This is a genomic window from Aminobacter sp. LjRoot7, from assembly GCF_964252895.1.
GTDB classification, from domain to species: Bacteria; Pseudomonadota; Alphaproteobacteria; order Rhizobiales; family Rhizobiaceae; genus Aminobacter; species Aminobacter aminovorans_B.
Map to the genome: position 1 here is coordinate 215,458 of NZ_CAXUPX020000010.1, position 19,773 is coordinate 235,230.

Genomic DNA, 19,773 nt, shown 5'->3' on the forward strand with positions numbered 1-19,773 from the left:
CCAGACGGTCGGCAGGTAACAAAAAAGAGCGGGACCGGGTGGACCCACTCTTCGTCATACCGACCAAGAATTTGAGGCTGATATAGCCGAAGGCGGCGCGCCTTTCAAGTCCTGTGGCCGGTAGCGTCCACTGCCACCTGTTTAGCCGACCATTGCAGCAGATGCATGGCAAACATGCGCAGACATCCCTACCGCTTCTCTCAACGTCACCTATATTTGTTGCGTTGCACAAAATGATGATGCAGCGCAAAAGAGGATAAAGAGATGAACACCCGCAAGCCCCTTGGCCGCATTGGCGTACTGGTCCGCACCTTTGGTAGCGCCGTCGCTGCCGCAGCTGCCGTCGAGCGCGGTCATCGCCCAACCAACCAGGACCTGGTGATGCTCGGCATCGACCCGCTCCACTTCGACCGCATTCGCAAGTACTGATCAAACGCATTCAGGGTAGAGAGCGCACCGCTGGTTGCGTCATTGGCGATAGCCGAGACGTGGCCAGCCGGGCAGTGCTCCGGAGCGGCCGGTTATTTTCACCGTCGCTCTGTCCCTGGGTATCCAGCCTCGCTGTCGAGGCAAAGAAAAAGCCGAGGCCGGAATTCCGGGCCTCGGCTTTTTTGTTTCAGCAGACGGGGCTAACTCAGTCCTCGTTGGCGCCCAGCTGGGCCAGCACTTTGCCGCGGCCACGGGCACGCAGATACAGCGGCAGCAGGACAGCTGTGGCCGCAAGCAGCAACAAGACGATCGCAATCGGCGAATGCACCAGGATTGTCGGGTCGCCCTGGCTGATGGCCAGCGCGCGGCGAAGCTGCTGCTCCGCCATCGGTCCAAGTATCAGGCCGACGACGACAGGCGCAATCGGATAACCGAAGCGGCGCAGGCCATAGCCGAGCAGGCCGAATGCCAGCAGCATGCCGAGCTCGAAGGTCGAGGGATTGGCGCCGATGGTGCCGAGCGTCGCAAACAGCAGGATGCCCGAATAGAGCCAGGGTAGCGGTATGGTCAGCAGCCTGACCCAGACGCCGATCAGCGGCAGGTTGAGCACCAAGAGCATCAGGTTGGCGACCAGCAGCGAAGCGATCAGGCCCCAGACGAGCTGCGGGTTGGTCGCAAACAAGAGCGGACCCGGCTGCAGGCCGAACTGCTGGAAACCGGCGAGCATGATGGCGGCAGTCGCCGTGGTCGGCAGGCCGAGCGTCAACAGCGGCACCAACGTGCCAGCGGCGGAAGCATTGTTGGCCGCTTCCGGACCAGCAACACCTTCGATCGCGCCATGGCCGAACTCTTCCGGCTTCTTGGCCAGGTTCTTTTCCACCGAATAAGACAGGAAGGTGCCGATTTCAGCGCCGCCAGCCGGCATCGCGCCGATCGGGAAACCGATTGCGGTGCCGCGCAGCCATGGCTTCCATGACCGGCTCCAATCCTCGCGGGTCATCCACACCGAACCCTTGATCGCCTGGATCGTCGAATCGCCGCCCTTGCTGGCAGCGACACTGAGTGCTTCGCCGACGGCGAACAGGGCGACCGCAAGCGTCGTCACCTCGATGCCGTCGAGCAGGTCGGGGATGCCGAAGGCAAGACGCGCCTGGCCGGTCTGCAGGTCGATGCCGATGAGGCCGAGGCCGAGGCCGATGAACAGCGCGGTCAGGCCGCGCAGCGTCGAGTCGCCGAAGGCGGCGGAAACGGTCATGAAGGCCAGGATCATCAGCGCGAAATATTCGGCCGGGCCGAAAGACAGCGCCATCTTGACGACGGTCGGGGCGACAAAAGCGAGACCGACGGTGGCAATCAGGCCGGCGACGAAGGAGCCAATGGCGGCGGTCGCCAGTGCCGGGCCGCCTCGCCCGGCGCGCGCCATCTTGTTGCCTTCGAGCGCGGTGACGATCGAGGCACTTTCGCCAGGCGTGTTGAGCAGGATCGACGTCGTCGAGCCGCCATACATGCCGCCGTAGTAGATGCCGGCGAACATGATCAGCGAACCCGCGGGATCAAGCTTGTAGGTGACGGGCAAAAGCAGGGCGACGGTCAGTGCCGGGCCGATGCCGGGAAGAACGCCGACAGCCGTGCCGAGCGTCACGCCGATCAGCGCATAGAGCATGTTCATCGGCTCGAGTGCCGTGAGCAGTCCCTGCGCGAGCAGACCAAAGGTATCCATTTAGAGCCGAGCTCCCTTGATAATCGCTCAGAACAGCAGGTGTTCGAGCGGGCCGGCGGGCAGCGAGAGCTGCAGTCCCTTGGCGAAGATGATCCAGATGACGAACGAAAGCACGATGCCGATCGGGATCGTCCTCCACAGCGGTCCGCGGCCAAAGGCGCGTGCCGTCGCGGCGAAGAGCAAGCCGGTGGCGATCGAGAAGCCGGCTGCCTTGAGCAGCAGCATCTGGGCGGCAAGACCGCCGACGATCCACAGGATCGGGCTGATCTCTTGTTTTTCGCGTTCGGGGAAATCGCCACGCCAGGCTTCGAAGAACGTCCAGATCGACAGGCCGAAGAAGGCCACCGCGATCACATAGGGAAACGTTGTCGGGCCGACACGGGCATAGTTCGCGCCGGTGCCATGGCTGGCGGTGCTCCAGGCGATGACCACCGACACCACCATCAGCAGGGCGGCGATGACAAGCGCCGCCCGATCGGGGCGGCGCCTTTCTTGTTGCTGGTTGTCCAGGCTCATTTCACCAGGCCGATGTCTTTCAGGATCGCGGACGTCGCCTCGGTGTCCTTCTTCAGCTGTGCTGCGAAGTCGTCGCCGGCGAGGTAGGTGTTGGCCCAGCCCTTGTCTGCGAGGATCTTCGTCCACGAGGCCGAGGTCACCATCTTCTCGACGTCGGCGAGGACGGCCGCCTTCTGCTCTGCCGAGATGCCGGGAGCTGCAGCGACCATGCGCCAGTTCTGGATCGAGACGTCAACGCCGCCTTCCTTAAAGGTCGGGGCGTCGATGCCTTCAACCTTGGCATCCGACGAGATGCCGATGATGCGCAGCGTGCCGGCCTTGATCTGCTCGGCGAATTCGCCGTAGCCGGAAATGCCGACAGTCACCTGGTTGCCGAGGATGGCAGCAAGGGCTTCGCCACCGCCGGAATAGGCGATGTAGTTGACCTTGGTCGGGTCGACGCCGGCAGCCTTGGCGATGAGGCCGGCCGTGATGTGGTCGGTACCACCGGCCGAGCCGCCGCCCCACGACACGGAGCCGGGATCAGCCTTCAGCTTGGCAACGAGGCCAGCCATGTCCTTGATCTCGGAAGCGGCCGGAACGACCAGCGCTTCGTATTCGCCGGTCAGGCGCGCGATCGGTGTGACCTGGTCGAGCGTGACGGGCGAGGCGTTGGTCAGGATCGCGCCGACCATGACGTAGCCGCCGACGATCAGCTGTGCCGGGTCGCCATTGGCCTGGTTGACGAACTGGGCGAGACCGATTGTGCCGCCGGCGCCAGGAACGTTGTTGACCTGGACCGAGCTGGAGATCTTCTCGTCCTGGAGCGCGGTCTGCATCGAACGCGCGGTCTGGTCCCAGCCGCCGCCAGGCGCTGCCGGAGCCATGATCTTGTAGTCGGCCGCGGCGGCCGGCAGGGCAAGCGCGCCCGCGATGATGGATGCCAATACGAACTGCTTCATTGCTGTTCCTCCCTTGCCCGCATGCGCGGGGCAAAATGCTTTTTCAGTTTCGAAGCCCGCGCCTGAAGCAGCGTCTCGGAACGTGAAGGGAAGGAACGGGCTGGCTGAACGCCGGCCTCTTTATGCAGCGTTTCCTGGCTCCTCTGCGCGGCGGTGAGTACCGCCGTCGGGTAGCCTTGCGGAAACGTGTTCGAAATCCTCCCGAACTTTCCGAGCCTTCACCGCCTCCAACGGGTGGGCCAAAACTTCCCTATCGCAGCAACCTGACATCAGACTGACACCGATGCAACAGCTTGGGGAACATCCTGACATCAGGGACTGCGCAGCGCCTCGTTCCAGCGCCCGATGACGCGCGAGCGCTTGACCTGGTCGAGATAGACCATCAGGCCCGGACTGACCGGCACCGGGCGCAATTGCCCGCCCAGTACCTCCTGCATGCGGTTGGCGGTGTTCTCGCCCGACACGTCAGGATTGACGGCTGCGATATGCAGTTGCCGCGCCATGACAGTCTGGCCCTCGGCCGACATGAAATATTCGAGATAGCGTCGGCCGAGGTCGGGCGACTTGGCTGCCGCCGGCACTAGGCCGATGCGCGACATCACCACCGTATAGTCCTTGGGCAGGACGATGCCGACGTCGGGATTGCGCGCCGCCCAGTCGGCGGCATAGGAGCCCAAAATGTTGTAGCCGAGCACGAAGCGGCCGTCGGCGATGCGTTCGAGGATCGCGCTGCTGGTCGAGTAGAGCTTGACGCCCGCCGCACCCATGGCGCGGATCACCGACCAGATGTCGGGATACTGCTCCTGGTCGCGCGCCATGAACATGAAGCCGACGCCGGAGCGCTCGATGTCGTAGGTGGCGATGCGGCCATAGACCTTGTCGCCCTGGGACTTGAGATAGTCGACGAACTGGCCGCGCGTCGCCGGCGGCTCGACATCCCTGAAGCTCGGCTTGTGGTAGACGAACACCGCCGGCTCGTAGGTCAAGGCATAGGCGGTGTCGCGCCAGTTGGCCCAGCGCGGCCAGCGGTCGGACAAAGGCAGGCGGCTTTCCTGGGCGTAACCGTCATTGGCGAGCTTGACCTGCAGGTCCATCGCCGAGGAAAAGGCGATGTCGGCGGTGCCCTTGCCGGCGTCGGTTTCGGCAAGCACGCGGTCGTAGATGTCGACGGTCTGCAGTTCCTCGTAACGGACGGCAACGCCGGGATTGGCTTTCTGGAAGCCTGCGATCATCGGATTGTTCAGCGGCGCGTCGAGCGAGGAATAAACGACAAGCGTGCGGGCGTCCGACGCGCCGTTAAGCGCGGGGAAGACGGTGACCTCGGCCCGCGCGGGCGCTGAAAGGCAGACAAGGGCGGTGAGAATGGCTAGGCGCATGATCGCCGGACCATGCCTCAGCGCGGTGAACGACACAACGGCGAAGCGCGGGTGGGTGCGTCGAACGGGCTCTGGACCTTTGCCCAACGAATGGGCATCGTTCGAACGGGGCGGGCAAGGAGAACAGGGTTGCGCATTCTGGTGGTGGAGGACAACGCGACGCTGGCCGGGGGGCTGGCGGCGGTGCTCAAGGGCAGCGGCTATGCCGTCGATGTTGTCGGCGACGGCGCATCCGCCGTGGCGGTGCTGGCCACCGAGCGCTTCGACCTGGTCATCCTCGACCTCAATTTGCCGGAGATGGACGGGCTCGACGTGCTACGCACCATGCGTGGGCGCCAGCACGATGCCGCGGTGCTGATCCTGTCGGCGCGCCATTCGCTCGACGAGCGCGTCAAGGGCCTCGACCTCGGCGCCGACGACTACATGGTCAAGCCCTTCGACGTCGGCGAGCTGGAGGCACGCGTGCGCACGCTGCTGCGCCGCCGCGCCGGACTGAAAGCCGCAACTGTCACCTTCGGCGAGGTGGCGCTCGACCTCAACACCCGCAGCTTCTCCTCGCACGGGGCCGCCATCGACATTCCGGCGCGGGAGCTGGCGCTGCTCGAAACGCTGTTCATGCGCGCCGGCAAGGTCGTCGCCAAGCAGGCGATAATCGAATCGCTCGCCGGCTTCGATGAGGACCTGAGTGCCAATGCCATCGAGCAATATGTCAGCCGGCTGCGCAAGCGCCTGGCGCCCTACGGCCTGACGGTGCGGACGGCGCGCGGCATCGGCTACTATCTCGAAAAAATCCAAAGCCCCTGATGGCGCGGACGAGGCCCTATTCGCTCCGCCGCCGGCTGCTGCTGTGGCTGCTCGTGCCACTTGTCACGCTTGGCCTGATCGCGCTCGTCGACACCTATCGCGAGGCGGTCGACACCGCGAACGCCGTCTCCGACCGCGTGCTCGCCGGCTCGGCGCTGGCAATCGCCGAGCGCGTGGTGGTGGCAGAGGATGGCGCGCTGGAGGTCGACATCCCCTATGTCGCGCTCGAAATGCTGACCTCGGCAGCGCAGGACCGCGTCTTCTACCGCGTCGACGGGCCCGACGGCTTCATCACTGGCTACCAGACGCTGCCCGTCATCGGCGGGCTGGAGCTCGAAGAAAGCGGTTATGAAGATGCCCGCTTCCGCGGCGAGCCGATCCGGCTGACCTCGCTGTCCCGCGCCGCCTCGACGGGTGCGACCTCGATCCCGTTCGTCGTCACCATCGCCGAAACGACGATCGCCCGCACCCAGCTGGCGCAGACAATCCTGCTGCGCTCGGCGCTGAGGCTCGCCATCCTGATCGGCAGTGCGGCCGCCATCGTCTGGTTCGCCGTCACCTTCTCGCTCAGGCCGCTCTACCGGCTGCGCGACGCGATTGCCGAGCGCAACCCCGACGACCTGCACCCGATCGAGCAGTCGGTGCCGAAAGAGGTGGGCGGGCTCGTCGATACGGTCAATTCCTTCATGGGCCGGCTCGGCTCGGCGCTCGGCGCGATGCGGCATTTCACCGGCAATGCCAGCCATCAGCTGCGCACACCGCTGACCATCATCCGCACTCAGCTGGCGCTCGCCTCGCGTGCCCATTCGCTCGACGAAGCCCGCCAGGCGGCGCGCATGGGCGACGAGGCGGTGGCCCATGCCGAGCGCGTCATCGCCCAGCTGCTGCTGCTCGCCAAGGTCGACGAAGCCGCATCCGACAGGCTGAAGAACCTCGACGCGGTCAACCTGACCGAGCTCGCCCAGCAGCTCACCGCCGACCGCGTCACCCAGGCCCACGCGGCCGGCATCGATCTCGGCTTCGAGGGTGAGGAGCCGCTTTACGTGCGCGGCGAGCCGATGCTGCTCAGCGAGATGATCCGCAACCTGATCGAAAACGTGCTCGCCTATGCCGGCAATGGCGCCGAAGCGACCGTCAAGGTCATCGATGGCAGCACGGAAGTGGTGCTGGAGGTCGAAGACACCGGTCCAGGCATCCCGGCATCCGAACTGGAAAGCGTGCGCCAGCGCTTCGTGCGCGGACGCGAGGGCGACAAGCCTGGCGCCGGCCTCGGCCTGCCGATCGTCGAAGAAATCGCCTCGCTCTTCAGCGGCCAGCTGGAGCTTCTGGCCGGTGCCGACGGCCGCGGGCTCAGGGTGCGGGTGGCGTTTGGGAAGGCAGCGGCGTGACGGGCGCAGAACCTCTTCTCCCCTGGGGGAGAAGAGAAGCCTGCGCTCTACACCCTGACGAACGTCAAATACGCTGGCGTCCTGTTCTCGCGGATTGCCTTGGCTTCGTAGCGGGTGCGGGTCCAGCCTTCGTAGGGCGTGTGCCAGTCCTTGGCGTCGGCCGCCTGCCACTCGAAGGCGGGATGGGCGCGGCAATGCTGCAGCGTCCAGTTGACATAGGTGTCGATGTCGGAGGCAAAGCGGAACTTCGCACCGCTTTTCAGCACGCGGGCGAAGCGGTCGAGATTGACCGGGCTGACAAAGCGCCGCTTCCAGTGCTTCTTCTTGCGCCACGGGTCGGGATAAAGCAGGTCGATGCCATCGAGCGAGGCTTCCGGCAGCCAGTCAAGCAGCTGGGTCGCATCCTCGTCATAGAGGCGGATGTTGGCGAGCGGCTTTTCATGGAGCGCTGCCGCCATCTTGGCCATGCCATTGACGAAGGGCTCGATGCCGATGAAGCCGTCATCGGGATTGTTCGCGGCGATGTGGCGAAGGTGTTCGCCGCCGCCGAAACCGATCTCGAGCCTGACCTTCGAAACCTCGGCTTCGAACATAGTTCGCAGATCGGCGGGAGCGGCCACGCCGAGGTCGATGCCTAGGCGGGCCAGTCCTGTTTCAAGCGCCTCCGCCTGATACGGGCGGATGGGCTTGCCGCGCCGACGCCCGAAGAAGGCTTCCGTCGAGCGAGTGCGGCGCGGTTCCTGTTCCATCATACCACGGTCGCCTTAAGCGGCGACCGCATCCTTGAGTGCCTTCACCAGGTCGGTCTTTTCCCACGAGAAAGAACCGTCGCGACCAGCCTTGCGGCCGAAATGGCCGTAGGACGAGGTCTTGGCGTAGATCGGCTTGTTGAGGTCGAGGTGACGGCGGATGCCCGACGGCGACAGGTCCATGACCTGGCGCAGCGCATCTTCCAGAACCGCCTCGTCGACCTTGCCGGTGCCGTGCAGGTCGACATAGACCGACAGCGGCTGGGCAACGCCGATGGCGTAGGACAGCTGGATGGTGCAGCGCTCGGCGAGCTTGGCCGCAACCACGTTCTTGGCGAGGTAGCGCGCGGCATAGGCTGCCGAACGGTCGACCTTGGTGGTGTCCTTGCCGGAAAACGCGCCGCCGCCGTGCGGGGCTGCGCCGCCGTAGGTGTCGACGATGATCTTGCGGCCGGTCAGGCCGGCGTCGCCGTCAGGACCGCCGATGACGAACTTGCCTGTCGGGTTGATGTACCAGTTGCAGTCGTTGGCGATCTCGAGTTCGCCCAAGGCTTCGCGGATGTACGGCTCGACCACCTTGCGGACCTTGCCCGAATCCCAGCTGCCGTCGAGGTGCTGGGTCGAAAGCACGATCTGCGTGACTTCGTGGGCCTTGCCGTCCTGGTAGCGCACGGTGACCTGGCTCTTGGCGTCAGGACCGAGCTTGCCGGCATCGCCCTTGTTTTCGTGGCGGGCGGTGGCGAGCAGTTCGAGGATCTTGTGGCTGTAGTAGATCGGCGCCGGCATCAGGTCGGGCGTCTCGCGGCAGGCATAACCGAACATGATGCCCTGGTCGCCGGCACCTTCTTCGCCCTGGCGGTCGGAAGCGCTGTCGACGCCCTGGCCGATGTCGGGCGACTGGCCGTGCAGCAGCACGTCGATGCGGGCGGTCTTCCAGTGGAAGCCGGCCTGCTCGTAGCCGATGGCGCGGATGGCCTTGCGGGCCACCGACTTGAACTTGGACGGATTGACGACCGGGTGGCCGGCGGCGTCCTTCACGATCTGGCCGTTCTTGTCTTTCTTCAGCAGCGTGTCCGGCACGCGAACTTCGCCGGCGATCACGACGCGGTTGGTGGTTGCCAGGGTTTCACAGGCAACGCGGACCTTCCACGGATCCATGCCGGTCTTTTTGGCCTCACGGTAGACGAGATCGACGATCTCATCGGAAATGCGGTCGCACACCTTGTCGGGGTGACCTTCGGATACGGACTCGGAAGTGAAGAGATAATTCTGCCGCTGCACGGGATGTCCCCTCTAGAAAGCGATCGGCGCGATGCCGATCATTTGGCGCGACACGTGTTAGCGAAGCCGGCCAGACCTCGTCAAGCAGGCTTTCGTCGCGGAAGCGCTGTTAATGCAAGGGAGTTGCGACGGCGCATCGCCGTCGCACTCGCGCATCGCCCCGAAGATCAGAACCGATTTTCGGAAAGTGAGATGCGCAATTTGGGCAGCCGGGGCGTCGTCTGCGCATCCGGCGGGACGCGCAGCGCTCCGCTACTACTGGTCTTCGTCGTCGGCCAGGACCTTAGCCAGCTCGATAACCTTGCGCCGGACCTTGGGGTTGGAAATCCGGGCAAACGCGCGGTTGAGCTGGAGGCCTTCGGCACTCGAGAGAAAATCGACCACAAAAGACGTGGACGAGTCTTCCGACAGCCCTTTGTGCTCGCTGCCCTCGCTGCCGGGGGCATCTTCGAAGAAGAAAGCAACCGGAACGCTCAGGATCGAAGCGATGGCCTGCAGGCGACTCGCTCCGACGCGATTTGTTCCTTTTTCGTATTTCTGGATCTGCTGAAAGGTAATGCCGAGGCTCTCTCCAAGTTTTTCCTGGCTCATTCCAAGCATATTGCGTCGCAGGCGAATGCGTCCGCCGACGTATACGTCGGTCGGATTTGGCTTTTTCTTGTTCTCTTTTTCCACTGTCTTTCCTCGCCGGATTTTTCCAGCTTATTATTTGGGCAGGCACCCCATTCAGGGCAATTTATGACGTCCGGGTGCAGACGTTGATTGGCACAGCTTCTGGCTGCGCGGCGACATATGAGTTTCTAACAAGCGCAGTGTCAATTCGCCCTGAGCCTCTGTCTGAGCTTCAAGCCAGTTGCCGCTACGGCAATCAACAACATGATCAGGAAAGCGTTAACGCGCGAAAACGGCGGCGAGGCAGCGCCAATGGCGGCCACCGGAAGCGAGACATCAATGGTGCCGCGAACATTCATCGCAAGTGCATCCACTATTCGCCCGCTCGGGTCGACAATGCCGGAAATTCCTGTGTTGGCCGCGCGCAGGACCGGCAACCCGTTTTCGACCGCGCGGACCTGCGACTGCCGGAAGTGCTGGTAGGGGCCCGGAGTGTCGCCAAACCACGCGTCGTTGGTCACATTCACAATAATCCCAGTTGACGCTGCGTCAACTGCAACCATGCGGGGAAAGATGATTTCGTAGCAAATGAAGGCTGATGCCTTGACCCCGCCGGGCAGTTCCAACGGCCGCCTGTTGGCGCCGGCAGCGAAGTTCATCGGCCCGGCGACCAGTTGCGTCAACCCGATGCGTTCCATCAGCCCGGCAAAGGGAATGTACTCGCCGAAGGGAACGAGATGGACCTTGTCGACGGCGTCGACGATCTCTCCCTTGTCGTTGATGCTGACGACGGAGTTGTAATAGCGGGTGTCGTCGCCGGCTACCGATTCGCCTTCGGCGCGCACGGTGCCCGCCATCAGCGTCTGGCCCTCGCCCAGCATGTCGCCGATCGCCACCAGCGCGTCCGGACGCTCGGTAAACAGGAACGGCACCGAGGTCTCGGGCCAGATGATCAGGTCCGGCTTCTTCGCGCCCGGTTTGGGCGCCTCGGCCGAGAGCTGCAGCATGCTGGCAAAGATGCGGTCGCGGACGCGGCCATCCCATTTTTCGCTGAGGTCGATATTGGGCTGGACGATACGGACATTGAGGGTCCGCTCCGCTGGCTGGGCCGGCCTGGTCAGCTTGAAATAGCCAAAACCGGCATGGGCCGCGACCAGCAGTGCGGCAAGGGCAGCACCCAGCTTGAGATTACGCCGGTCGGCGAGCAACGCCGGCATGGCGAAGACGAAGACCGCCAGCACGTTCATGCCGGTGACGCCAATCATCGTCACGCTCTGCATGAACAAAGGCACGGGCATGGCGGCAAAGCCGAGCGGATTCCACGGAAAGCCGGTGAACAGGAAGGTGCGCAGCCACTCGATCAGGCCGAAGGCGAAGGCAAGCGCTGCGATGCGACCGATGCCGTCGCTCCACAACAGCCGCGCCAGGGCGGCGGCAAAGCCATAGAAGAAGGCCAGGATCAGTGGGATGCCGACAACGGCGAAGGGCAGCGCCCAGGCGAAACTCTCGGCTTCGACGAGCAGCGCGCCACCGACCCACCAGAGCCCGGCGAGGAAATAGCCGAAACCGAACCACCATCCGGTGGAGAAAGCCGGCATGAGGCGGCGGATGAAACCGGCCGGCCTGTCGGCGACGGCACCATCAAGCAGCCAGACCAAGATCGGGAAGGAGACGAAGCAGGCGGCGAAGAAATCATAGGGCGCCTGGCCCAGGACGGCAAAGGCGCCGGCCACAAAGGCCACCAGCGCCCTTTTCCATCCCCACAGCAGAATTATCCGCCCAGCATGACGCTCCATCCGTGCCCTCGTCGCAGAATCACGGATCGAAGGTGTAGCAGCACCGCAGGGCGGCACCAAATGGCGGACCGCCCTGGGACAGGCTCACGCCTGTTCAGCCTTGGCGCGACGGCGGCGCTCGCTCTTGACGCTGTGGACGATGCGGACGCGCTTGACGCGGCGCGGGTCGGCGTCGAGCACGTGGAACTCGAAGCCCGGTATCGCCTGCACCACTTCGCCGCGCGCCGGCACGCGGCCGAGCGCGTTGAAGATCATGCCGCCGATGGTGTCGACATACTCGCTGTGCTCGCCGGGCGAGAATTCCTCGCCGAGAACCTTGGCGACTTCCTCGATCTCGGCCTTACCGTCGACGACATAAACGCCATCGCCGGCCTGGGTGATCATCGGCTCGTCGTCGTCATGCTCGTCCTCGATGTCGCCGACAACCATCTCGACGATGTCCTCGAGCGAAACGAGACCGTCTGTGCCGCCATATTCGTCGATGACCAGCGCCATCTGGGTGCGCGTCGCTTGCATGCGGCTCATCAGGTCAGAGGCCAGCATCGACGGGGGCACGAACAGCACCGTGCGGATCAGGTTGAGATCGCCGATCGTGCGCTTGAGATCGACCTGCGCAAGGTCGAGCTGCACGTCAGCAGGCTGCGGCGTCTTGCGCGCCCTGCCCTTCTTGACGCGCGCGCCACGGGTGATGTGGGCCAGCACGTCGCGGATGTGGACCATGCCGCGTGGGTCGTCGAGCGTCTCGACATAGACCGGCATGCGCGAATGGCCCGACTGCTCGAACACCGAAAGCAGCTCGCCGAGCGTCGTCGACAGCTCGATCGCCTCGACGTCGGCACGTGGCACCATGACGTCCTCGACCCTGACTTCGCGGAGCCGGAGGATGTTGTTGAGCATGGCGCGCTCGCCCGGCGAAAACGAATCGGCGTCGCTGCCGGTTTCGGCCAGCGCGTCGACAATTTCCTCACGGATATTGGTGCCATTGCTGCGGTGACGGAAAAACCGGCTCAACCGCTCGATGAATGTTGGCCGCTCGGCCTGGGGGTCGTGCGTCGCTTGTAACGGCGCACTGCTACTAGGTCCGTCCTCGGTCTGGTCGGAGGCCTTTGCCGCGGTTCCCGTATCGGGCGTGGCGGCAGTCTCTTGCTTGTCGTTCATCGTCTTCCGGTCGTTGTTCGTCCCTGTTACGCGTAGGGATCGGGAATGGCAAGCCTCGCCAGTGCCTGGCGTTCAAGCGCTTCCATTTCCTCGGCCTCCTCGTCGGTCTCGTGATCATACCCCAAAAGGTGCAGGAGTCCGTGGATTATGAGGTGGGTGATGTGGTTTTCGAGCGGCTTGCCTTCAAGCTCGGCCTCGCGCACCACGGTCTCGTAGGCCAAAACGATGTCGCCCAACATTGGCGGCAACGGATCGCCCGGCGCCATCGGGAAGGCCGGAAAGGACAGCACGTTGGTCGGCTTGTCCTTCTGGCGCCATTCAGCGTTGAGGCTCTGGATGGCGTCGTCGTCGGTGAAGACCAGGCTGAGTTCGACGTCGTCAACGACCTCGACTGCCGCCTCGGCCAAGGCGGCAGGCACGGCACGGTCGACAAGCGCCCGTAGCGCGTCTTCACTCGGCCAGGCGCCTTCCTCGATCATCAGGTCGATATCAAGAGCGCCCGCCGCAACGGCGGACGTCGGTATCTTCTTGTCAGGCATAGCGTTCCCGATCAGCCCTCGGTGCCAAGGCCGCGCGCGACCTTGCCGTCACGGTCATAGGCCCTGACGATCTCGGCGACCAGCGGATGGCGGACCACGTCGGCGTCGTTGAAGCGCACGGTCACAGCACCGGGCACGCCGTCGAGGATACGCAACGCCTCGACCAGGCCCGACTTGGTGTTGGGCGGCAGGTCGATCTGCGTCGGGTCGCCGGTGATGATCATACGCGAGCCCTCGCCCAGACGGGTCAGGAACATCTTCATCTGCATCGAGGTGGTGTTCTGCGCCTCGTCGAGGATGACGGCCGAATGGGCCAGCGTGCGGCCACGCATGAAGGCCAGCGGCGCGATCTCGATGACCTCGGCGGCAATGGCGCGTTCGACCTTGTCGGCCGGCATCATGTCGTAGAGCGCGTCATAGAGCGGGCGCAGGTAGGGATCGACCTTTTCCTTCATGTCGCCAGGCAGGAAGCCGAGGCGCTCGCCCGCTTCCACCGCCGGGCGCGACAGGATGATGCGCTCGACCATGCCGCGTTCGAGCAGCATGGCGGCGTGCGCCACCGCGAGATAGGTCTTGCCGGTACCGGCCGGGCCGATGCCGAAGACGAGCTCTGCGCGTTCCAGCGCCCGCATATAGGCGTCCTGGTTGAGCGAGCGGGCATAGATGGTGCGCTTGCGCGTCGAGATCTGGGCCGCGGCCATCTTGCCCTTGCGCTCCAGCGTCGGCAGCGTCAGCTGGTCATCGGGGGCAACTGCCATGCGCACGGCGCCGTCTACGTCGGATTGCGCCACTTCGCCGCCTTTCTGCAGGATGGCATAAAGATGATCGAGCGCGCGACGCGCCTGCTCGGCGGCTGTCGCGCTGCCCTTGATGGTCAGCTGGTTGCCGCGCGAACGGATGTCGACGCCGAGTTTCTGTTCCAGACGGGCCAGGTTCTCGTCGAACTGGCCGTATAGCGCACTGGCTAGCTTGTTGTTGTCGAAGGTCAGTACGATGTGCGCCATGTCAGACGCCCCGGAGGGCAGGTTCTTGAGTTCAGCAGCGCTCAACCGTCTCTCCTCATCTGCCGTACGGCCGATCAGACCGCTTCGGCGAACAGGCTGTTGGTGCCTGTCTTCGTGATTCGCACATCAACAATGTCACCGATTTCGCCGGCCTTTTCATCAACAATAACCGGCTGCAGCCAAGGTGACCGTCCGACGATCTGTCCGGGCTGGCGGCCCGGCTTTTCGATCAGCGTCGAAATCGTCTGTCCGACCAGTCCGTCGGCGAAGGCGTGCTGTTGCTCGGTGATCAGCTTTTGCAGCCGCTGCAGGCGCTCGTCCTTGACCTGTTCCTCGACATGGCCGTCCATATCGGCGCCCGGCGTGCCGGGACGCGGCGAATATTTGAACGTGTAGGCCGAGGCGTAATTGGTCTGGCGCACGATCTCCATTGTAGCCTCGAAATCGGCATCCGTCTCGCCGGGAAAACCGACGATGAAATCGCCCGACATGGCGATGTCGGGACGGGCCGCGCGGATGCGGTCGATCAGCCTGAGATAGTCCGTCGCCGTGTGCTTGCGATTCATCGCCTTGAGGATACGGTCCGAGCCTGACTGCACCGGCAGGTGCAGGTAAGGCATCAGCGCGCGCAGGTCGCGATGGGCCGCGATCAGCTCGTCGTCCATGTCGCGCGGATGGCTGGTGGTGTAGCGCAGCCGGGCGATGCCGGGAATTTCGGCAAGCCGGTAGAGCAGGCGGCCAAGCCCCCATTCCTTGCCGTCGGCGCCCTCGCCATGCCAGGCGTTGACGTTCTGGCCAAGCAGCGTGACCTCGCGCACCCCGGCCTCGGCCAGCCGTTCGGCCTCGGCGACGATCTGCGCGACCGAACGCGATACCTCGGAACCTCTGGTATAGGGCACCACGCAGAAGGTGCAGAACTTGTCGCAGCCTTCCTGGACCGTCAGGAAGGCGGTGACGCCGCGCTTGGCGACCTCGGCCTTCCTCGGCTGCGGCAGGTGCTCGAACTTGTCTTCGAGCGCGTATTCAGTCTCGATCACCTTCTGGCCGTCACGCGCCCTCTTCACCACTTCGGGCAGGCGGTGATAGGTCTGCGGTCCGACAACGAGATCGACCGCAGAGGCGCGGCGCAGGATCTCGCGGCCCTCGGCCTGGGCGACGCAACCGGTGACGCCGACGATCAGCTCGCGGCCACTCTCCGCCCGCTCGGCCTTCAGCTTGCCCAGGCGCCCGAGCTGCGAATAGACCTTCTCGGCGGCCTTTTCGCGGATATGACAAGTGTTGAGCAGGATCAGGTCGGCGTCGTCGATGGTCTCGGTCGCGGCATAGCCGTCGGCGGCGAGCGCATCGCTCATGCGCTGCGAGTCGTAGACGTTCATCTGGCAGCCATAGGTCTTGATGAAGACCTTCTTGGCAGCGCTGGTGCTTGCCGCGGCGACCTCACCAGAGGCTGCCGGCATGATTTCAAACATATCGTCGAGTTCCATGCCGCGCCTATTAACGCCTTTCCACGGCAAAAAACAGACGCTTTGCGGCAAGAGCTTGGGCGGTTCGGTCGGCCGCGGCGCAACGTGCCTGTTGACGGCTGGGCTGGCTATGCCGGGACGTCTTGCCCACAGCTCACCAGTACATTCGTATTATCTAATATGTTGCGCATAAGGCACACCTAAAAGTATATGCAACCTATTATTTTGCAACCACTTTCTACAAACCATTTAGGTTGTATATTTCAGCAGGCTATTGATTAGGGGTTTTGATGAAACAGATTCTCGCAACGGCGATTGCATTGCTCGCCATCTCGTCGGCAGCCAATGCTGCGGACAACCTCGCAACTGAGCCCGGCTCAGCCGTGTACAGCTGGACTGGGGGATATATCGGCGGCCAGATTGGCTACGGTTTCGGCAACGCCGACTATGTATATGAAGGCTCCAGCGACTACGATTACAGCAACGACCCGGACGGCTTCCTGGGTGGCATTTACGCGGGCTACAATCACCAGTTCGCCAACGGCGTGGTGCTGGGCCTCGAGGCGGATGTTGCCTGGGGCGGCCTAAAAGACTCGGCTCTGGCACCAGGCGATAGCGAATACTCTGCCACGACCACGATCGACCTCACCGGTTCGGCCCGGCTGCGGCTGGGTTACGCCATGGACCGCCTGCTGCCCTACGTTGCGGGTGGCGTCGCCTTCGGCAAGTTCAACTTCGACGAATACAATCTGGGCGATTTTTATAGCAGTGCAGACGAAAGCCTAGTCGGCTGGACCTTGGGCATTGGCGCCGAATACGCGCTGACCGACAACTGGACGCTGCGTGGCGAGTATCGCTATGCCGACTATGGCACGCATGACTTCATCACTCAGCCGGAAGATGAAGAATACTCAGCCGATATCAGGACCCACGACGTCAGGTTCGGCGTCGCCTACAAGTTCTGAGACAGCCACACCTCAAAAAACCCGGCTTCGGCCGGGTTTTTTTGTTTTCCGAACTAGTTCCAGAATCGCCTCAGGAGCGGCCAAACGTTTCCGCCGGCGGATGCTCAGCGCGACGGATGCGGCTGACCGAGCGACTGCAGCATCATTTCGCGAACCCGCTCTTCCATCAGCCGCGTCGCTTCCTTGCGGCTCGATTTGGCGGAAAAGTCGATCGGCTCGCCGAAGCGTATCTCGACGTCGAGGCCGCCTTCGGCCAGCAGTTGGCCGACATGCGGCACCAGGTCCATGTCGCCGATCCAACTGGCGAGCGGGCGGTGCTGGCGGCCAAGCGGAATGCCGTGGATGCGGATATAGGCGATCGACACCGGCTGGATGACGACATGCTCGGCCGCACCCTCGGCGATCGCCATCGACGCTGCACCGAACAGCGTGCTCTTGAACGGCAACAGCATGTTGCCGTCGCCGGTGCTGCCTTCGGCAAACAGCACCATGGCGTTGCCGGCGGCGAGGCGCCGGGCGATCTCGCTGGCCTGGTCACCCGACTTGCGCTTGCGTTCACGCTCGATGAAGACGGTACGCTGCAGCCGCGACAGGAAGCCGAAGATCGGCCAGCCGCTGAGTTCAGACTTGGCGATGAAGGTGACATCGAACCGCGACCCCATCGCCATGATGTCGGTCCAGGAGATGTGGTTGGACGCGATCATCAGCGGCCGGGTCTTCACCATCTCGCCGACGACATGCACGCGCATGCCGAGCGCCTTGAGCATGGCGCGGTGCCAGATCTTCAGGATCACGGTTTCCGGCCACAAGCCGGTCTTCATCGAGATGACCTGCAGCGGCACAAGCACCAGCGAGGCCGCAACCATCCAAAAGAGCGCGAGCCCCGTACGGATCTTTCCGATCATGTAGTGCGCGATGCCCTTTTTAATTGGAGCCTTTCCATTCCGATGGCTCGGAATGGGCTCCATCTTTTTGTTTGAGCATGATCTTGTCCGAAAACCGGTACCCACTTTTCGGGATCATGCTCGGGGCATCTGGCTAGCGAAGATCGAGCCGCATGACAAGCGCGCCCGTCGCCCCTTGCGCCGACTGGTAGTAGTTCGGGCGCTTGCCGACCTCGTGGAAGCCGAACTTGCGGTAGAGCGCGATCGCCGGCGCATTGGTCTCGTCGACCTCGAGGAACAGCGCCTCGGCACGCTGGGCGTGCAGTTCGCGCAGCACCGCATCCATCAGCCGCCAGCCCAGGCCATGGCGGCGGTGCGAGCGCGAAACCGCAATCGTCAGGATTTCGGCCTCGCCGGCGGCGAGCCTTGCCAGCACGAAGCCGGCGGGCGCTTCCGCGCCATGGCCGATCTCGCGAACGGCAAAGCCGAACACCGTGTCCTGCTCGAGCAGCGCCGAAAACTCATCGCTCGACCACGGCCTGACGAAATCCTCGCGATGCAAGGGAGCGATGGCGGCGCTGTCGTCAACGGTCAGGAGTTCGAGGGCATAGTCGCGTTTCAGCGGCCAGAACGGCAGTTTCATTTCTCTTCCCTAGGCAGCACGAAGCCAGCCTGCGGCTTGGCATCCGGTGCTCTCAGATAAATCGGCTTCGGCCGCTCGCCATCAACCGTCTTGCCGGCAGCGATGCGGGCATAGGTGCCGATGTCGGCGGTGGCAGACACGGGCCCGAATTCGAAGATCTTGCCGGTGACGGCGCCAGCGACCAGCCGCGCCGCGGTGCCGGCAAGTGCTATCTTGTCGGAAGCAGCAATGGCGGCGGCTTCGTCGAGCGTCAGGACCACAGGGGTATGGATCGCCTGCCCGTCTTCGTCATAGACAGCCGCATGCAGTTCCGCGCGGCCGGCATCGAGGGCGGCAAGCACCTTGCACGGCCCGAGCGCATCGCGCGTTTCGGCGGCCAGTGCTTCAAGCGTTGTTACGCCGACCGCCGGAACCTTCAGCGCCAGCGAAAAGCCGCGTGCCGCCGATACCGCGACCCGCACGCCGGTGAACGAGCCGGGACCCGTGGAAACCGCAATCCGCCCGAGATCGGCATAGCTCTTGCCAGCCTGCGTCAAAGCCTCGTCGATGACGGCCATCAGGTGTTCGGCGTGGCCCTTGCCGAGGTCACACACGGAGCGGCCAAGCTCGCGCCCGGCGTCGACATCGTAGACGCTGGCGGCACAGAGGCTTGCGGCACAGTCGATGGCGAGCAGGATCATGATGCCCAGTACCTTGCGGATATGGTGAGCTCTTTCGCGCCCCCCTCTGGCCTGGCGGCCATCTCCCCCACAAGGGAGGAGATCAGCAGGTGCTGCGTCCCGCTCGTTCTGTAGGGTCTCAAGCCGTTCCCGTCGCGCCGCAGTTGATTAGCTGAGGCGTGCATGAAGGCCTGATCTCCCCCCTTGTGGGGGAGATGCCCGGCAGGGCAGAGGGGGGCGTGAAGAAACGCTGTCATACAAGATAAGCTACCACGGACTGCTTAGCATTCCGTTGGCAATGCTCAGCCCCGTTCCTTCGCCTTGAGCTCGAGCCTGCGCTTGTGGAGGACCGGTTCGGTGTAGCCGTTGGGCTGGGCGCGGCCTTCGAAGACGAGGTCGCAGGCGGCGCGGAAGGCGGTCGACTGGTCGAATTCGGGTGCCATCGGCTTGTAGAGCGGATCGCCGACATTCTGCCGGTCGACGATCGCTGCCATGCGCTGAAGCGAATCCATCACCTGGATGTGCGAGCAGACGTCGTGGCGCAGCCAGTTGGCGATGTGCTGGGACGAGATGCGCAAGGTGGCGCGATCTTCCATCAGCCCGACGTCGTTGATGTCGGGAACCTTCGAACAGCCGACGCCCTGGTCGATCCAGCGCACGACATAACCCAGGATGCCTTGCGCGTTGTTGTCGAGCTCACGCTGAATCTCGTCGGGCGTCCAGTTGGGACGCACGACAACAGGCACCGACAGGATGTCGTCGAGGCGCGCCTTGGGCCGGCTCTTCAGCTCAGCCTGCACGGCGTGCACGTCGACCTTGTGGTAGTGGGTGGCATGCAAGGTAGCC

Annotated in this window: 19 protein-coding genes and 1 pseudogene; 4 read left to right on the forward strand and 16 right to left on the reverse strand. The window is 63.9% G+C overall.

Annotated elements, in window-relative coordinates:
• The first annotated feature begins 264 nt into the window (after positions 1 to 264).
• Positions 265 to 429, forward strand: coding sequence for a hypothetical protein (locus tag ACSQ3E_RS24800; protein ID WP_310319600.1), 165 nt, complete (start codon positions 265 to 267; stop codon positions 427 to 429).
• A 205-nt stretch (positions 430 to 634) separates the two neighbouring features.
• On the opposite strand, the gene ACSQ3E_RS24805 is transcribed toward ACSQ3E_RS24800, so the two are convergent.
• From ACSQ3E_RS24805 to ACSQ3E_RS24820, 4 genes are all read right to left on the reverse strand, one after another.
• Positions 635 to 2,149 carry a tripartite tricarboxylate transporter permease gene (locus ACSQ3E_RS24805; RefSeq protein WP_310319602.1) on the reverse strand — a complete coding sequence of 505 codons (1,515 nt, stop codon included), beginning with the start codon at positions 2,147 to 2,149 and terminating at the stop codon, positions 635 to 637.
• 27 nt (positions 2,150 to 2,176) lie between these two features.
• Positions 2,177 to 2,665 carry a tripartite tricarboxylate transporter TctB family protein gene (locus ACSQ3E_RS24810; protein ID WP_310319605.1) on the reverse strand — a complete coding sequence of 163 codons (489 nt, stop codon included), beginning with the start codon at positions 2,663 to 2,665 and terminating at the stop codon, positions 2,177 to 2,179.
• Positions 2,662 to 3,606: a Bug family tripartite tricarboxylate transporter substrate binding protein gene (locus tag ACSQ3E_RS24815; RefSeq protein WP_310319608.1), complete on the reverse strand. Its 945-nt coding sequence runs from the start codon at positions 3,604 to 3,606 to the stop codon at positions 2,662 to 2,664. The genes ACSQ3E_RS24810 and ACSQ3E_RS24815 overlap by 4 nt, the downstream gene beginning before the upstream one ends.
• A gap of 311 nt (positions 3,607 to 3,917) precedes the next feature.
• Positions 3,918 to 4,982, reverse strand: coding sequence for an ABC transporter substrate-binding protein (locus ACSQ3E_RS24820; RefSeq protein WP_436124698.1), 1,065 nt, complete (start codon positions 4,980 to 4,982; stop codon positions 3,918 to 3,920).
• A gap of 129 nt (positions 4,983 to 5,111) precedes the next feature.
• Between ACSQ3E_RS24820 and ACSQ3E_RS24825 the strand changes: the two genes are divergently transcribed.
• Both ACSQ3E_RS24825 and ACSQ3E_RS24830 read left to right on the forward strand, forming a co-directional pair.
• Positions 5,112 to 5,786, forward strand: a complete 675-nt coding sequence (locus ACSQ3E_RS24825; RefSeq protein WP_436124683.1) for a response regulator — start codon at positions 5,112 to 5,114, stop codon at positions 5,784 to 5,786.
• The gene (locus tag ACSQ3E_RS24830; protein ID WP_436124684.1) at positions 5,786 to 7,174 is read left to right on the forward strand and encodes a sensor histidine kinase N-terminal domain-containing protein; all 1,389 of its coding nucleotides are present in this window, start codon (positions 5,786 to 5,788) and stop codon (positions 7,172 to 7,174) included. The genes ACSQ3E_RS24825 and ACSQ3E_RS24830 overlap by 1 nt, the downstream gene beginning before the upstream one ends.
• Positions 7,175 to 7,221: 47 nt before the next feature.
• On the opposite strand, the gene trmB is transcribed toward ACSQ3E_RS24830, so the two are convergent.
• From trmB to miaB, 8 genes are all read right to left on the reverse strand, one after another.
• Positions 7,222 to 7,923: a tRNA (guanine(46)-N(7))-methyltransferase TrmB gene (gene trmB, locus ACSQ3E_RS24835; protein ID WP_436124699.1), complete on the reverse strand. Its 702-nt coding sequence runs from the start codon at positions 7,921 to 7,923 to the stop codon at positions 7,222 to 7,224.
• 15 nt (positions 7,924 to 7,938) lie between these two features.
• Positions 7,939 to 9,204: a methionine adenosyltransferase gene (gene metK / locus ACSQ3E_RS24840; protein ID WP_115729335.1), complete on the reverse strand. Its 1,266-nt coding sequence runs from the start codon at positions 9,202 to 9,204 to the stop codon at positions 7,939 to 7,941.
• Between the two features lie 255 nt (positions 9,205 to 9,459).
• Positions 9,460 to 9,879 carry a helix-turn-helix domain-containing protein gene (locus ACSQ3E_RS24845; protein WP_310319622.1) on the reverse strand — a complete coding sequence of 140 codons (420 nt, stop codon included), beginning with the start codon at positions 9,877 to 9,879 and terminating at the stop codon, positions 9,460 to 9,462.
• 140 nt (positions 9,880 to 10,019) lie between these two features.
• Entirely contained in the window at positions 10,020 to 11,612 is a 1,593-nt protein-coding gene (lnt, locus tag ACSQ3E_RS24850; RefSeq protein WP_436124685.1) for an apolipoprotein N-acyltransferase, read from the reverse strand.
• A gap of 84 nt (positions 11,613 to 11,696) precedes the next feature.
• Positions 11,697 to 12,770, reverse strand: a complete 1,074-nt coding sequence (locus ACSQ3E_RS24855) for a hemolysin family protein (RefSeq protein WP_310319628.1) — start codon at positions 12,768 to 12,770, stop codon at positions 11,697 to 11,699.
• A 26-nt stretch (positions 12,771 to 12,796) separates the two neighbouring features.
• Entirely contained in the window at positions 12,797 to 13,309 is a 513-nt protein-coding gene (ybeY, locus tag ACSQ3E_RS24860) for an rRNA maturation RNase YbeY (RefSeq protein ID WP_436124686.1), read from the reverse strand.
• 11 nt (positions 13,310 to 13,320) lie between these two features.
• A complete protein-coding gene (locus tag ACSQ3E_RS24865; RefSeq protein WP_371746544.1) occupies positions 13,321 to 14,313 on the reverse strand; it encodes a PhoH family protein in 993 nt (330 codons plus the stop codon).
• A 74-nt stretch (positions 14,314 to 14,387) separates the two neighbouring features.
• The gene (gene miaB / locus ACSQ3E_RS24870) at positions 14,388 to 15,797 is read right to left on the reverse strand and encodes a tRNA (N6-isopentenyl adenosine(37)-C2)-methylthiotransferase MiaB (RefSeq protein WP_436124687.1); all 1,410 of its coding nucleotides are present in this window, start codon (positions 15,795 to 15,797) and stop codon (positions 14,388 to 14,390) included.
• A 269-nt stretch (positions 15,798 to 16,066) separates the two neighbouring features.
• Here miaB and ACSQ3E_RS24875 point away from each other — a divergent pair, with 269 nt between their 5' ends.
• Positions 16,067 to 16,741, forward strand: coding sequence for an outer membrane protein (locus tag ACSQ3E_RS24875; protein ID WP_436124688.1), 675 nt, complete (start codon positions 16,067 to 16,069; stop codon positions 16,739 to 16,741).
• 104 nt (positions 16,742 to 16,845) lie between these two features.
• Here the strand turns inward: ACSQ3E_RS24875 and ACSQ3E_RS24880 are convergent, their stop codons facing one another.
• The 4 genes and pseudogenes from ACSQ3E_RS24880 to ACSQ3E_RS24895 form a co-directional block, all read right to left on the reverse strand.
• Entirely contained in the window at positions 16,846 to 17,646 is an 801-nt protein-coding gene (locus ACSQ3E_RS24880) for a lysophospholipid acyltransferase family protein (protein ID WP_436124689.1), read from the reverse strand.
• 133 nt (positions 17,647 to 17,779) lie between these two features.
• Positions 17,780 to 18,268: a ribosomal protein S18-alanine N-acetyltransferase gene (gene rimI / locus ACSQ3E_RS24885; protein ID WP_436124690.1), complete on the reverse strand. Its 489-nt coding sequence runs from the start codon at positions 18,266 to 18,268 to the stop codon at positions 17,780 to 17,782.
• Complete coding sequence (tsaB, locus tag ACSQ3E_RS24890; protein WP_436124691.1) at positions 18,265 to 18,948, reverse strand: tRNA (adenosine(37)-N6)-threonylcarbamoyltransferase complex dimerization subunit type 1 TsaB; 684 nt, start codon at positions 18,946 to 18,948, stop codon at positions 18,265 to 18,267. Before tsaB ends, rimI begins: the two co-directional genes overlap by 4 nt.
• Positions 18,949 to 19,229: 281 nt before the next feature.
• Positions 19,230 to 19,773, reverse strand: a pseudogene (locus ACSQ3E_RS24895) (malate synthase G); the annotation flags it as partial.

Excerpts from the sequence above, each read along its gene's own strand:
- ACSQ3E_RS24830 (WP_436124684.1), top strand. The coding sequence starts at position 5,786 with ATGGCGCGGACGAGGCCCTATTCGCTCCGCCGCCGGCTGCTGCTGTGG.
- ACSQ3E_RS24865 (WP_371746544.1), bottom strand. The coding sequence starts at position 14,313 with ATGGCGCACATCGTACTGACCTTCGACAACAACAAGCTAGCCAGTGCG.
- miaB (WP_436124687.1), bottom strand. The coding sequence starts at position 15,797 with ATGGAACTCGACGATATGTTTGAAATCATGCCGGCAGCCTCTGGTGAG.
- ACSQ3E_RS24875 (WP_436124688.1), top strand. The coding sequence starts at position 16,067 with ATGAAACAGATTCTCGCAACGGCGATTGCATTGCTCGCCATCTCGTCG.
- trmB (WP_436124699.1), bottom strand. The coding sequence starts at position 7,923 with ATGGAACAGGAACCGCGCCGCACTCGCTCGACGGAAGCCTTCTTCGGG.
- rimI (WP_436124690.1), bottom strand. The coding sequence starts at position 18,268 with ATGAAACTGCCGTTCTGGCCGCTGAAACGCGACTATGCCCTCGAACTC.
- lnt (WP_436124685.1), bottom strand. The coding sequence starts at position 11,612 with ATGGAGCGTCATGCTGGGCGGATAATTCTGCTGTGGGGATGGAAAAGG.
- ACSQ3E_RS24820 (WP_436124698.1), bottom strand. The coding sequence starts at position 4,982 with ATGCGCCTAGCCATTCTCACCGCCCTTGTCTGCCTTTCAGCGCCCGCG.
- ybeY (WP_436124686.1), bottom strand. The coding sequence starts at position 13,309 with ATGCCTGACAAGAAGATACCGACGTCCGCCGTTGCGGCGGGCGCTCTT.
- ACSQ3E_RS24810 (WP_310319605.1), bottom strand. The coding sequence starts at position 2,665 with ATGAGCCTGGACAACCAGCAACAAGAAAGGCGCCGCCCCGATCGGGCG.
- ACSQ3E_RS24855 (WP_310319628.1), bottom strand. The coding sequence starts at position 12,770 with ATGAACGACAAGCAAGAGACTGCCGCCACGCCCGATACGGGAACCGCG.
- tsaB (WP_436124691.1), bottom strand. The coding sequence starts at position 18,948 with ATGATCCTGCTCGCCATCGACTGTGCCGCAAGCCTCTGTGCCGCCAGC.
- ACSQ3E_RS24800 (WP_310319600.1), top strand. The coding sequence starts at position 265 with ATGAACACCCGCAAGCCCCTTGGCCGCATTGGCGTACTGGTCCGCACC.
- ACSQ3E_RS24815 (WP_310319608.1), bottom strand. The coding sequence starts at position 3,606 with ATGAAGCAGTTCGTATTGGCATCCATCATCGCGGGCGCGCTTGCCCTG.
- ACSQ3E_RS24805 (WP_310319602.1), bottom strand. The coding sequence starts at position 2,149 with ATGGATACCTTTGGTCTGCTCGCGCAGGGACTGCTCACGGCACTCGAG.
- ACSQ3E_RS24880 (WP_436124689.1), bottom strand. The coding sequence starts at position 17,646 with ATGATCGGAAAGATCCGTACGGGGCTCGCGCTCTTTTGGATGGTTGCG.